The organism is Paenibacillus sp. FSL R7-0312 (assembly GCF_038004445.1).
GTDB lineage: Bacteria > Bacillota > Bacilli > Paenibacillales > Paenibacillaceae > Paenibacillus_AQ.
Genome location: NZ_JBBORE010000001.1, coordinates 2,934,597 through 2,948,289 on the forward strand (window position 1 = coordinate 2,934,597; position 13,693 = coordinate 2,948,289).

Consider the following 13,693-nt stretch of genomic DNA (forward strand, 5'->3'; position numbering starts at 1 on the left):
ATACCATGCTGGAGTGCAGTAATCCCTGAACTAGGGGCAACGTCGATAACAGATAATTATTAGGAGGTAAATGCTGCGTGAAAATACACATTGTTAAGCAAGGCGATTCGCTGTTTGCGTTATCGCAGAAGTATGGAGTGCCGCTGCAAAAAATAATCGAGGCCAATCCGCAAATCACGAATCCAGATGTGCTTGCTGTCGGAGATAAAGTCAAAATACCGGCAGCCCCGATACCTGTACCAGATAACAGTGAGGTCTACTACAAGCATACCGTCAAGCAAGGCGACACCTTGTGGAAGCTCTCCAAAGCATGGGGAATTACGCTGAAGGACATGATTGATGCCAACCCCCAGCTTAAGAATCCCAATGTTCTGATGACTGGGGAAGTTGTAAATATCCCTAAGAAAGCTAATGCTGCTTCTCCTATTCAGGCTCAGTCTGTCTCTCCGGCAAAAGCTAATACTACTCCCATTCAGGCACAATCTACAGCACCTGCAGTCGTAGACAAAACAGCTATTGGCGGAAAAACCTATACTGGGCCCATAGAAAAGCCGGCTCCTGTCGTGTCCCCTGCCGCAGAAGCAGTCCCGGTTCCCATTGCTGCTCATGTACCGGCACCTAATCCTGCACCCAATAAAGCCCCCGAAGTGATGCCGATTCAGGAAATCGTTCATGAGAAACAAAGCTTATATGTACAGATCTCAGTTCCGGCACAAGAAGCCATCACATATGAGATGCCCAAAGAAGCACATAAAACTGAGGTTCAGCCAGCGGCATGGAACGATGGTAAAGTCTCTCCCTGCGACCAGACCGAAGGTTATCCCGGTCTGAATGAGAACCCGTATTTCGTGAATTGTCCGCCAGTGTATCCTGTGTATGAGCCAATGGGGATGATGGATATAAACGCTGCACCTAACTACATTCAGCCTGCGGCTTTTATGCCGGATTGCCCGCCGTCCTATGCTTATCCTGCCAGTATCTATCCTGCGAATGAATATCCCGGAGGCTGGTACCCTAATGCTGCGCCAGACTATAATAACGCCGTTATGTCCGCAGTGAGTCCGGCCAGTGATAATGCCACTTTTGTTTCTCCGCAGTATAGCGGCCAGCCGGTCAATCTTCCTTGGCCTTCCTGCGGCTGCGGCGGAATGTCCATTCAGCCATATTCGTATGAACAGGCGATGCAGCCAATGTACAATATGTATCCGATGTATGGCATGCCGCAGCCGGGAATGATGGGTTCACCGTATTCAGCGGGAATGAATTCAATGCCTAATGCAGTGTCGCCGATGTACGATCAGCCGATGGTATCGAATATCCCACCTTATCCGTCCTACCCTGGTATGGAGAACTATGCCCATAATCGTGTGCCGGAAATCCAGGTGCCGGAGCTTGCAGGACAGGAAGCGGCAGAGGCTCCTGAAGCAGGACGCGCCGAAGCACAGTCGGTTAAGAATTCCAAGGGCGGAGCTTCCAAAGCGGCAGGGGGAAAAGTGAAAACTTCCAGCCAGACAACCACAGCCAAAGCTAAGACTTCTTCCAAAACAGGTTCAAGCTCAAATGAACGTTCAAGTACAGCCAAAAAGAAAAAGAATCCATGGATATCTAACTAAGTCTGAAACGATCGATTATGGAGTGCATGCAGGTCACGCATAGGATGCGGGCTTGCTGCACTTTTTTAGAGTTTTGCAGGTACAAAGACTCGTATAGTATAACTATGGAGTTCTATAGAACCATCATCAAAATGGTAAATATTGAGGGTTGTCTTTAGTAATGAATGCGTGGTATATTATAAATCCAGTCACAGGGCGAAAGCCTTTTCACAAGATTGGACATATTTCTCTCAAGAGTATGCAAACAGCTTCTGAAAAATAAGTGTTGCATCCAGATGATGAATATGATATATTATAAGAGTTGCTGGTGACGCGGTAGTCGTCGCTGACAACGAGCTTGATCTTTGAAAACTGAACAACGAGTGAGTGGGAGATCGCTTCGGCGAGATCCAAAAAAGAGAATGAAAATTCTCGTCAGATGTTTCAAAATGAGCAATCGCTCTTTCTAAAACCAATTTGGAGAGTTTGATCCTGGCTCAGGACGAACGCTGGCGGCATGCCTAATACATGCAAGTCGAGCGGAGTTCATTTGAAAGCTTGCTTTCAAATGAATTTAGCGGCGGACGGGTGAGTAACACGTAGGCAACCTGCCCTCAAGACTGGGATAACTACCGGAAACGGTAGCTAATACCGGATAATTTCTTTCCTCTCCTGAAGAGAGAATGAAAGGCGGAGCAATCTGCCACTTGGGGATGGGCCTGCGGCGCATTAGCTAGTTGGTGGGGTAATGGCTCACCAAGGCGACGATGCGTAGCCGACCTGAGAGGGTGAACGGCCACACTGGGACTGAGACACGGCCCAGACTCCTACGGGAGGCAGCAGTAGGGAATCTTCCGCAATGGGCGAAAGCCTGACGGAGCAATGCCGCGTGAGTGATGAAGGTTTTCGGATCGTAAAGCTCTGTTGCCAGGGAAGAACGTCCGGTAGAGTAACTGCTACCGGAGTGACGGTACCTGAGAAGAAAGCCCCGGCTAACTACGTGCCAGCAGCCGCGGTAATACGTAGGGGGCAAGCGTTGTCCGGAATTATTGGGCGTAAAGCGCGCGCAGGCGGTCATTTAAGTCTGGTGTTTAAACCTTGGGCTCAACCTGGGGTCGCACTGGAAACTGGGTGACTTGAGTACAGAAGAGGAAAGTGGAATTCCACGTGTAGCGGTGAAATGCGTAGATATGTGGAGGAACACCAGTGGCGAAGGCGACTTTCTGGGCTGTAACTGACGCTGAGGCGCGAAAGCGTGGGGAGCAAACAGGATTAGATACCCTGGTAGTCCACGCCGTAAACGATGAGTGCTAGGTGTTAGGGGTTTCGATACCCTTGGTGCCGAAGTTAACACAGTAAGCACTCCGCCTGGGGAGTACGGTCGCAAGACTGAAACTCAAAGGAATTGACGGGGACCCGCACAAGCAGTGGAGTATGTGGTTTAATTCGAAGCAACGCGAAGAACCTTACCAGGTCTTGACATCCCGATGAAAGCATTAGAGATAGTGCCCCTCTTCGGAGCATCGGAGACAGGTGGTGCATGGTTGTCGTCAGCTCGTGTCGTGAGATGTTGGGTTAAGTCCCGCAACGAGCGCAACCCTTGACTTTAGTTGCCAGCAGGTAAGGCTGGGCACTCTAGAGTGACTGCCGGTGACAAACCGGAGGAAGGTGGGGATGACGTCAAATCATCATGCCCCTTATGACCTGGGCTACACACGTACTACAATGGCCGGTACAACGGGAAGCGAAACCGCGAGGTGGAGCCAATCCCAGCAAAGCCGGTCTCAGTTCGGATTGCAGGCTGCAACTCGCCTGCATGAAGTCGGAATTGCTAGTAATCGCGGATCAGCATGCCGCGGTGAATACGTTCCCGGGTCTTGTACACACCGCCCGTCACACCACGAGAGTTTACAACACCCGAAGTCGGTGGGGTAACCCGCAAGGGAGCCAGCCGCCGAAGGTGGGGTAGATGATTGGGGTGAAGTCGTAACAAGGTAGCCGTATCGGAAGGTGCGGCTGGATCACCTCCTTTCTATGGAGAATCGTTTCCTGCAACGGAAACATTCAAATCGGAAGCTAAAGCTTCCACAATGAACCTTAGGGTTCAAACACTCACTCGTTGGTCAGTTTTGAGAGTTTAAGCTCTCATCTTTAAACTGTCTGAATTTTCGAACATCACAGTCGTGATTGTCCCGAAATTTCAGCACCTTGATCCTTGAAAACTGGATACCGAAACGAATTTGCGTTTTAGAACATCTTTTAGCTGAAACTTGTGTAAGCAAGTTGAAATAGTTATTAGTGCAGAACGAAGGTTTTCGATTGTGCAGCGACCTTTGGCTTTGAATGTGTTGGTGAATGGAGCAATCCATGAGCAGTATTCAAAACAAGATGAGCAAGCAAGCGAAACACCGGAGTGACGGTTAAGCTAATAAGAGCACACGGAGGATGCCTAGGCGCCAGGAGCCGACGAAGGACGTGGCGAACAACGAAACTGCCTCGGGGAGCTGTAAGCAAGCTTTGATCCGGGGGTGTCCGAATGGGGAAACCCAGCTGTGGTAATTCGCAGTTACTCGTATCTGAATACATAGGATACGCAGAGGCAGACCAGGGGAACTGAAACATCTAAGTACCCTGAGGAAGAGAAAACAATAGTGATTCCGTCAGTAGCGGCGAGCGAACGCGGAACAGCCTAAACCAAGGGGCTTGCCCCTTGGGGTTGTGGGACGTCTCACATGGAGTTACAAAGGAATATGGTAGGTGAAGAGGTCTGGAAAGGCCCGCGATAGAGGTAAAAGCCCTGTAGCCTAAACTGTGTTCTCTCCGAGACGGATCCCGAGTAGTGCGGGGCACGTGAAACCCCGTATGAATCCAGCAGGACCATCTGCTAAGGCTAAATACTACCTGGCGACCGATAGTGAAACAGTACCGTGAGGGAAAGGTGAAAAGCACCCCGGAAGGGGAGTGAAATAGAACCTGAAACCGTGTGCTTACAAAAAGTCAGAGCCCTATTACTGGGTGATGGCGTGCCTTTTGTAGAATGAACCGGCGAGTTACGTTTAACATGCAAGGTTAAGTCGAGAAGACGGAGCCGCAGCGAAAGCGAGTCTGAATAGGGCGAATGAGTATGTGGACGTAGACCCGAAACCGTGTGATCTACCCCTGTCCAGGGTGAAGGTGCGGTAACACGCACTGGAGGCCCGAACCCACGCATGTTGAAAAATGCGGGGATGAGGTGGGGGTAGCGGAGAAATTCCAATCGAACTCGGAGATAGCTGGTTCTCCCCGAAATAGCTTTAGGGCTAGCCTCGGTGAATGGAGTGGTGGAGGTAGAGCACTGATTGGGTGCGGGGCCCGCAAGGGTTACCAAGCTCAGTCAAACTCCGAATGCCATTAACTTCTTGCCGGGAGTCAGACAGTGAGTGCTAAGATCCATTGTCAAAAGGGAAACAGCCCAGACCATCAGCTAAGGTCCCCAAGTGTGTGTTAAGTGGGAAAGGATGTGGAGTTGCACAGACAACCAGGATGTTGGCTTAGAAGCAGCCACCATTGAAAGAGTGCGTAATAGCTCACTGGTCGAGTGACTCTGCGCCGAAAATGTAACGGGGCTAAACACACCACCGAAGCTATGGCTAGATACTTTGTATCTGGGGTAGGGGAGCGTTGTATGTGGGTTGAAGGTGTACCGTAAGGAGCGCTGGACAGCATACAAGTGAGAATGCCGGTATGAGTAACGAAAAGATCAGTGAGAATCTGATCCGCCGAAAGCCCAAGGTTTCCTGAGGAAGGCTCGTCCGCTCAGGGTAAGTCGGGACCTAAGGCGAGGCCGAAAGGCGTAGTCGAAGGACAACAGTTTGAAATTACTGTACCACCGTAATCCGCTATGAGCGATGGGGTGACGCAGGAGGGTAGTGACGCGGACTGATGGATGTGTCCGTCTAAGCAGTGAGGCTGATGTGTAGGCAAATCCGCACATCAATAAGGCTGGGCTGTGATGGGGAGCGAAAATTGTAGTAGCGAAGGTCATGATCTCACACTGCCAAGAAAAGCCTCTAGCCAGGAGAAGGTGCCCGTACCGCAAACCGACACAGGTAGGCGAGAAGAGAATTCTAAGGCGCGCGGAAGAACTCTCGTTAAGGAACTCGGCAAAATGACCTCGTAACTTCGGGAGAAGAGGTGCCTCGGTAGGGTGAATAGCCCGAGGGGGCCGCAGTGAAAAGGCCCAAGCGACTGTTTAGCAAAAACACAGGTCTGTGCGAAGCCGCAAGGCGAAGTATACGGGCTGACGCCTGCCCGGTGCTGGAAGGTTAAGGGGAGTGGTTAGGGGCAACCCGAAGCTGTGAACCGAAGCCCCAGTAAACGGCGGCCGTAACTATAACGGTCCTAAGGTAGCGAAATTCCTTGTCAGGTAAATTCTGACCCGCACGAATGGCGTAACGACTTGGGCGCTGTCTCAACGAGAGATCCGGTGAAATTTTAATACCTGTGAAGATGCAGGTTACCCGCGACAAGACGGAAAGACCCCATGGAGCTTTACTGCAGCTTGATATTGAATTTGGGTACGATCTGTACAGGATAGGTGGGAGCCGTTGAGGCAGGAGCGCAAGCTTCTGCGGAGGCGCCGTTGGGATACCACCCTGATCGTATCTAGGTTCTAACCTAGTACCCTAAGCGGGTACGGGGACCGTGTCAGGCGGGCAGTTTGACTGGGGCGGTCGCCTCCTAAAGAGTAACGGAGGCGTTCAAAGGTTCCCTCAGAATGGTTGGAAATCATTCGCAGAGTGCAAAGGCATAAGGGAGCTTGACTGCGAGACCTACAAGTCGAGCAGGGACGAAAGTCGGACTTAGTGATCCGGTGGTACCGCATGGAAGGGCCATCGCTCAACGGATAAAAGCTACCCTGGGGATAACAGGCTTATCTCCCCCAAGAGTCCACATCGACGGGGAGGTTTGGCACCTCGATGTCGGCTCATCGCATCCTGGGGCTGAAGTAGGTCCCAAGGGTTGGGCTGTTCGCCCATTAAAGCGGTACGCGAGCTGGGTTCAGAACGTCGTGAGACAGTTCGGTCCCTATCTGTCGTGGGCGCAGGAAATTTGAGAGGAGCTGTCCTTAGTACGAGAGGACCGGGATGGACGTACCGCTGGTGCATCAGTTGTTCCGCCAGGAGCATGGCTGAGTAGCTACGTACGGACGGGATAAGCGCTGAAAGCATCTAAGCGTGAAGCCCCCCTCAAGATGAGATTTCCCAACTAGTAAGACCCCTTGAAGACGACGAGGTAGATAGGTTGGAGGTGGAAGTGCAGCAATGCACGGAGCTGACCAATACTAATCGGTCGAGGGCTTATCCAAATTTCGAACAACGCAGATTCGTTTCGGATTCAGTTTTCAGGAATCAAATTGTAATTTATAGAGCTCAAGCAGTTCTATAGAGAAAATTTGTTTTCAGCATTTGGCGATGCTGATACCTGAATCATAGCATTTGTATATCAAATGCCCGTTTGGTGGCGATAGCGGAGGGGTTCCACACGTACCCATCCCGAACACGACCGTTAAGCCCTCCAGCGCCGATGGTACTTGGACCGAAGGGTCCTGGGAGAGTAGGACGCCGCCAAGCACTTAAGACCACTGTTGATTAGCAACGGTGGTTTTTTGTTTTAGATATGCCGAACAAAAAGATTCACATAAAACTTAACGTTCATCACGGTAAAGAGTGGACTTTTTTCTGTTGAGAATGCAAGAAGCTCACGATTTTAGCTTGCGTCTTAAGGTGAAAATCTGATTGCCTTTCAATAATCCTGCACATAATACAACATTCTCCTTATGATTTCAGCTATAATCCAAAATTGTTGTATGAAAAACAGCATATTCCCTCCTCTAAGCACCTTCAACGTAACAATTGTTGTATTTCATACAACAATCTGTACGATCTCCTATGAATCCAAGAAGTGAAGTTGTAATATGTACAACAGTTTAGCCTAAACAAAAACGAAACTTATGAGCTCAGGGTTATATAGTTTTTTGTGTATAGACTATAGTTGGGATATATAACAGGGAGGTATCTATGTGATTATCTGGCTGAATGGAGCCTTTGGTTCAGGAAAAACGCAAACGGCAATTGAGCTCCACCAGAGTATTCCACATTCGTATATTTTCGATCCGGAGAATGCAGGCTTTTATATCCGTGAGAACCTTCCAGCAGGCATGTCAAAAAACGATTTTCAGAGCCATCCGCTCTGGCGTGAGCTCACGTATTCAATGCTTAGATACATAGATTCAGAGTATAATGGAACGATTATTGTACCTATGACCCTAGTAGATCCAGACTACTTTATGCAGATTGTGGGCAGATTAAGAAACGAAGGGATAGTAGTTCGTCATTTCACGTTGACTGCTTCCCCTGAGGCCCTGCATAGCAGACTGAAGGGCCGTGGTGAAGGCAGGGAATCCTGGGCTGCTGTACAGATGGAGAGATGTCTTACAGGGCTGGAGAACAAGGTCTTTGAGTGTTATGTGGACACTGAGCAGATATCCATTCCAGGGGTAGCTGGAATTATTATGTCTCTGTTGGAGACCGGGGAATAGAAAAGGGGGATCTGCAATGGCGGTTCAGATTAGTGTTGAAGTGGAAGGATAATAGATTTTAATAATTATTGTGTTTTCTATTGCACTATACTAATATATTTGATATAATATTTTTTGTTGTCGAAAGATTGTTTGTTGATATGGCTCGTTGGTCAAGGGGTTAAGACACCTCCCTTTCACGGAGGTAACATGGGTTCGAATCCCATACGAGTCACCATATTCTTCTTCAATCTCTAAGGTTGAAATAAATAATGATTGTATATCTCATGAGAATGTGTTATGATCATTAAGTTGCTTCTTCGATGGAGGCTTAGCTCAGCTGGGAGAGCATCTGCCTTACAAGCAGAGGGTCGGGGGTTCGAACCCCTCAGCCTCCACCATGGAGACTTGCAAGATAGAAGAGAATACATTTATTACTGACGCGGGGTGGAGCAGCCCGGTAGCTCGTCGGGCTCATAACCCGAAGGCCGCAGGTTCAAATCCTGCCCCCGCAATTAATTTGGAACCGTGGTGTAGTTGGCCTAACATGCCTGCCTGTCACGCAGGAGATCGCGGGTTCGAATCCCGTCGGTTCCGCCATTATTACTTAAGTAACATATTGAATACATACCGTGTGCGGACGTGGCTCAGCGGTAGAGCATCGCCTTGCCAAGGCGAGGGTCGCGGGTTCGATTCCCGTCGTCCGCTCCATATTTTGCGCCCTTAGCTCAGCTGGATAGAGCGTTTGACTACGAATCAAAAGGTCGGGAGTTCGAATCTCTCAGGGCGCGCCATATTTACTTATTGAATAATCAAAGTGTCCGTAATGGATTTATACTTATAATTTGCCGGCGTGGCGGAATGGCAGACGCGCTCGACTCAAAATCGAGAGGGAAACCGTGGAGGTTCGAGTCCTCTCGCCGGTATCATCATAAATAGGCTTACAGATTTGCTTTCGGGCAAATTTGTAAGCCTATTTTTTCTTTAAGGTAATTGTACAGGTTGAACTATTATCAATAACCATTTAACTTGGCTCCAAATAAGCCAGTTATTCCAAGCGGTACAATCCTCGGATTCTTCCGGCATCCGCCGCCGGTTTTCTTCATTGTTATGACTACTCGGTTATGACGACCCTCAGTAACTAATAAGAGCCCGGTGACTGTGACTACTTATGCAACCCACGGAATTCCTTGCTGAAGCGGACTGGGAAGTCGTTATTTTGCCGAAAACTTGCCTCCTAAGGTGAAAGAGGACTGAGAATCCGCAATGTTGTTCATTTGGGCTTAAAATGTGGCATATCAGAACACTTAACGGAATCTCAGTCCGGATACTCCGCGATTTCGCCAGATCTGCTCAAGTAACGGAATCTCAGTCCGCATGATGAGCGGATAATTCATCTAGAGCCCGGTAAAATTCAGGGGAGGCGATACACACTCAATAAGTATGATCTGGATTCACCTGTAGGGTGAATTTTGTTTTTTAACGGGCCAGCTCTATCACTGCCATCTGGTGATTCTCCAAGTAAGGAATTGTGTATGAGATTTCACCCTCCGGACTTACCGTAAACGGCAATTCAGACATAGAAGGGGCCAGATAGACCCGCTGGACCAAGGCGGAAGACGGAAGATTCAGGCTGACAGAAATGTCCCGCAGCGGCACGATGTCCTCGATGACTTCGATACGGCCTTTCAGTGCAGGGGCGGTATAGAGCAGATGGTGCACATAGCGCTTCTCCGCCGGCTGGTACTGCAGGGTCGTTATTCCCCGGGCCGGCAGACAAGTGCGCAGGGTGGGACGCGGCAGCAGCCGGGACAGTGCATGCAGCACCATTTCTTTGAGGATAAGGTGGCCGCCTTCCGCATAGTCACTGAACACATCCCAGGCGATGTAGATTCCGCTACTGCTCTCAACCATGGCCGGTCCATTATCTTCTCTGGTACCTGGTGTATGCTGGTGCGAACAGAAAGTAAAGACATCGCGGTTGAAATACGGGTTCTCCAGGTGACCCAGCGATTGTCCTTCCTGCAATTCTACCAGCTGACCTTCACCATACATTACATAGGAAGCAGGCAGCAGGGCGCCTGGAGTGAAATACGGATTAAAGTAAGAAGGCCGGTAGGTATTGGTTCCCAGCCAGCTGATTCCCAGATTCAGCGCAAAAGCATCACCTGCCGTATTGAGTCCTGAACGGCCGGTGGCCAACAATTTGCCGCCTTCAGCGGTAAAGGCTTCGATAGCGGAAGCCAGTTCCGGCCATACGGGCACTTCATCCGGCAGAATCAGCACTTTGTACGCGGCGAAATCACTGAGCGTATCCACGATATCATACAGGTAGTGTCCTTCACTCAGTATACGCACTGCTCCTGCATCAGCCAGATTCCGCTGTCCCTTCAGCGCTTGTCCGTCAGGGCAGGCTTCACGGGCCGCCTCCAGGGACAGGACAGCGATGTCCGCAACGGACTCAACTCCGCTGCACCACTGCTCCTTCGCCTCTACCTCGGCGTAGGCAGCGCCGATTAGGGCATAGGTGGCTACATCCATGAAGCCCGAAGGGTGAAGCTGATCACCGATGGAGCATTTTGCACCGTGGGCAAGGCTGAGCGCGGCCTCATACCGCAGCGCGTTCGGATGCTTGTAGCCGCCGAATTCGCCCCAAGAGGTATGGAATTTGCCGGTCATGCCGAGAAATTCCATGTCCAGGGTCTGGGCGTACCGTGCTGACAGCGGGAAGTGATCATAGCCCCAGCCTCCGGTCGGAAGTGATTCCAGCTCGAGGTGGCTGTTAACCTGGACAAGATCACGGCGGCCCCGCTGCTGATGACCGTTGTTATGATAGACCGGAAGGCCTGGCTTTACCGCGTCAATCGTCTCCCGGACACGGCGTGCATAATTCAGGTAAGTCTGTTCACCGAGGGCCATGACGGCTGCTTCATCGCGGGGATCTTGGCCGGCTGCCCGCAGTGCTGAGACGCAATACTGGCAGCGGCATTTACGGACGCCGACGATATCGAGAAAGATACCGTCAGCATCATAACGGGAAACTACTTCATGGATTTGGGCCAGCAAAACGTCCAGATAAGGTGTATTCATGCAAAACTCATGATAACCCGGCGTCATGAAGTCCTTCACCCAGCGTGTGCGGTCCTCTGCATCACGGATCAGCCACTCGGGATGGCGGCGGGCCAGCTTCTCATCAAGGCCAGCGGACAGATACACCGGTGTCTTGACTCCAATTTCGTGAGCTGCACCCATCATCTCCCCCAGAAGGTCGAAGGAGAGATGCGGATGGATTTCATTGGCTTCACTGGGATGATAGGCCCAGCCGTGATGGCATTTGGAGAATACCGTAATAGAGTCAACATGACCGGCATGCAGCATGGATTGAAATTGGGATTTGGAGAAATCTTTGCCGATGCCGGGAATGAATTCAGAAGTATGGAAGTCCAGGTGAACCTGACGAAAACGCATGGATACACAGCCCCTTATACGATTTGGATGAAAAGCGGATTCCCAGTCAATGTAACTCTTTTATGCCGGGGCAGCCAGTGATATTATAGACTTTGAATAGCACAAAATCGACTTGGACAGGAGAGATAGCCAGTGCTGTGTCTGGAATTAGCGATTCCGCCGCTGCCGCAATTCGTCACGGTGGGACATGCCGTCTGGGCGCCGGGGGACCGGCATTTCGCCCGCACCTTCGGTGTGTATGATCTGTTGCTGGTGAAGCGCGGAACGCTCTATATGAGAGAAGAGGACCAGGAGTATGCGGTAGGTCCGGGTAAGCTGCTGGTGCTGGAGGCGGGACTGCCGCATGAAGGTTACCAGGTGTGTGAGGAGGATACAGAAATTTATTGGGTGCACTTTATCCATGAATCTAAGCCGGCGTATATCCGGCGGGAGGATATTCCCTGGTCATCCCTGCTGGACAAGGGAACGGTGGATGATGAGGAGCCTTCTGCACAGCAGCGTCTGTATATGCCCAAATACGCCACAGTTGATGTAGAAGCGTTGGAGCCGATTCTGCATGAGATGAACGAGATTCACAACCGGCTGAGTGCAGAAAATGCGCTGCGTCTCCATCTGCTGCTGGCCGGGCTGCTGGAGGCACTTCAGGCAGAATGCATACGGACTGCACAGCCGGAGCCGGCGGTCCGGCTGGCCCGGGCAGCGGCAGGCTACCTGGATGTCCACTGGAGACAGCCGTTCAATCTTGCAGGACTTGAAGAGGAGCTGCATTTCCAGGCGGATTATATTACGAGGTGCATGAAACAGCATATCGGCACCACGCCGCTGCAGTATGTACTCCGTCTGCGTCTGGAAGAAGCCAAAAAGCTGCTGGGCGGTACGGTGTTGGGTATTTCGGAAATTGCCGAACGGGTAGGCATTCAAGATCCTAACTATCTGACGCGCCTGTTCAGTTCGAGGTTTGGACTGACTCCCGGAGCGTACCGACGACGGTTGCGTCAGAGGCAAGATACGGCTGCCTCTACCGAAACGGAGGAAATCTAAGGGCCACTTCGGGTGCTGCCAAGAGCGCTGCATTTTATAGCGGTACTAGATTGGAGCAAATAGGCTCAAGTCGAATGCCTGCGTTATTATTAACACGGTCATGTCGATATCATGCTAAAGAAAGTCGGGATCGTTAAGGCAGAAATGGGCAGGTGGCGCTACCATTAGATAGAAGAAGAACCGCTTGGCATAGGCTAAGCCGGGGAAATAGCGCAATGATCAGGAGGGAAGATATGCTGCCTTTAAATATTAATACGATTATCGATAGCGTGACAAAAAAATCTGCGAATCTCAAGATTCTGTTCCTCGGGGACAGCATTACGGCGGATGGCCTGTATATCCGCTTAATCCGGGAATGGCTGAAGCAGCACCGTCCGGATCTGGCGGTGGAGCTCATCCCATGCGGTGTCCCCAGCGAGACGGCCTCGGGCCTGAGTGAAGCGGCGCATCCGTTTCCGCGTCCCTGCATCCATGAACGGCTGGCAAGAGAGCTTGCGGCAGCGTCACCGGGTGTGGTCGTAGCCTGCTACGGGATGAATGACGGGATTTATCATCCCTTGTCGGAAGAGCGTTTCGCAGCCTATCAGGCGGGGATGCAGCAGCTGAGCACACAAATCCGTGAAGCCGGCGCCGCAGTTGTGCTGATGACACCGCCGCCATTTGATGCCCCGTCAATGAACGGCCAGCTGCAGCCGGCGGATGCGGCTGATTTCAGCTATCTGGCTCCTTACCAGAATTACGATGATGTACTGGAACGTTATGCGTGCTGGCTTCTGTCCGGTGAATGTCCTGCGGTGGGCATCATCGATTTGCGCACACCGCTGCTGGAGCATATCCGGCAGGAGCGGTCACTCCATGCCTCGTATAGATATGGCGACGGAATCCATCCGGACGCAGCGGGACACGGGGTAATCGCACAGACACTTCTTCGGAATGTATTCGCAGCAGAGCTGGATACGCTGCTGGGTGCGGAGGAATTCGGGGAGGCGGCCCCCAGACAAGCGGATTGACAATCAAAATGGCGCGGGATTAT

5 protein-coding genes, 7 tRNA genes and 3 rRNA genes are annotated in these 13,693 nt (G+C 51.1%); 14 read left to right on the forward strand and 1 reads right to left on the reverse strand.

Annotated elements, in window-relative coordinates:
• The first annotated feature begins 77 nt into the window (after positions 1–77).
• From MKX70_RS12895 to MKX70_RS12950, 12 genes are all read left to right on the forward strand, one after another.
• On the forward strand, positions 78–1,613 hold the full coding sequence (locus MKX70_RS12895; RefSeq protein WP_340840140.1) for a LysM peptidoglycan-binding domain-containing protein: 1,536 nt from the start codon (positions 78–80) through the stop codon (positions 1,611–1,613).
• A 453-nt stretch (positions 1,614–2,066) separates the two neighbouring features.
• Positions 2,067–3,624, forward strand: a 16S ribosomal RNA gene (locus MKX70_RS12900).
• Positions 3,625–4,010: 386 nt separating this feature from the next.
• Positions 4,011–6,939, forward strand: a 23S ribosomal RNA gene (locus tag MKX70_RS12905).
• 148 nt (positions 6,940–7,087) lie between these two features.
• Positions 7,088–7,204 (forward strand): 5S ribosomal RNA (gene rrf / locus MKX70_RS12910).
• The 16S, 23S and 5S rRNA genes sit together here, the layout of an rRNA operon.
• Positions 7,205–7,653: 449 nt before the next feature.
• Positions 7,654–8,172: an AAA family ATPase gene (locus MKX70_RS12915; RefSeq protein ID WP_340840141.1), complete on the forward strand. Its 519-nt coding sequence runs from the start codon at positions 7,654–7,656 to the stop codon at positions 8,170–8,172.
• Positions 8,173–8,314: 142 nt separating this feature from the next.
• A tRNA-Glu gene (locus tag MKX70_RS12920) sits at positions 8,315–8,389 on the forward strand.
• An 87-nt stretch (positions 8,390–8,476) separates the two neighbouring features.
• A tRNA-Val gene (locus tag MKX70_RS12925) sits at positions 8,477–8,552 on the forward strand.
• 40 nt (positions 8,553–8,592) lie between these two features.
• Positions 8,593–8,666: transfer RNA gene (locus MKX70_RS12930), tRNA-Met, on the forward strand.
• Positions 8,667–8,673: 7 nt separating this feature from the next.
• Positions 8,674–8,751: transfer RNA gene (locus tag MKX70_RS12935), tRNA-Asp, on the forward strand.
• Positions 8,752–8,787: 36 nt separating this feature from the next.
• A tRNA-Gly gene (locus MKX70_RS12940) sits at positions 8,788–8,862 on the forward strand.
• A 6-nt stretch (positions 8,863–8,868) separates the two neighbouring features.
• Positions 8,869–8,945, forward strand: a tRNA-Arg gene (locus MKX70_RS12945).
• A 53-nt stretch (positions 8,946–8,998) separates the two neighbouring features.
• A tRNA-Leu gene (locus tag MKX70_RS12950) sits at positions 8,999–9,077 on the forward strand.
• A 553-nt stretch (positions 9,078–9,630) separates the two neighbouring features.
• On the opposite strand, the gene MKX70_RS12955 is transcribed toward MKX70_RS12950, so the two are convergent.
• On the reverse strand, positions 9,631–11,619 hold the full coding sequence (locus MKX70_RS12955) for an alpha-amylase family protein (protein WP_340840142.1): 1,989 nt from the start codon (positions 11,617–11,619) through the stop codon (positions 9,631–9,633).
• Positions 11,620–11,751: 132 nt separating this feature from the next.
• Between MKX70_RS12955 and MKX70_RS12960 the strand changes: the two genes are divergently transcribed.
• Entirely contained in the window at positions 11,752–12,660 is a 909-nt protein-coding gene (locus MKX70_RS12960; RefSeq protein ID WP_340840143.1) for an AraC family transcriptional regulator, read from the forward strand.
• 233 nt (positions 12,661–12,893) lie between these two features.
• Complete coding sequence (locus MKX70_RS12965; RefSeq protein ID WP_340840144.1) at positions 12,894–13,670, forward strand: SGNH/GDSL hydrolase family protein; 777 nt, start codon at positions 12,894–12,896, stop codon at positions 13,668–13,670.
• Positions 13,671–13,693: the final 23 nt, after the last annotated feature.

Bases quoted from the DNA above. Each gene is read 5' to 3' on its own strand.
- MKX70_RS12965 (WP_340840144.1), top strand. From the start codon at position 12,894: ATGCTGCCTTTAAATATTAATACGATTATCGATAGCGTGACAAAAAAA.
- MKX70_RS12955 (WP_340840142.1), bottom strand. From the start codon at position 11,619: ATGCGTTTTCGTCAGGTTCACCTGGACTTCCATACTTCTGAATTCATT.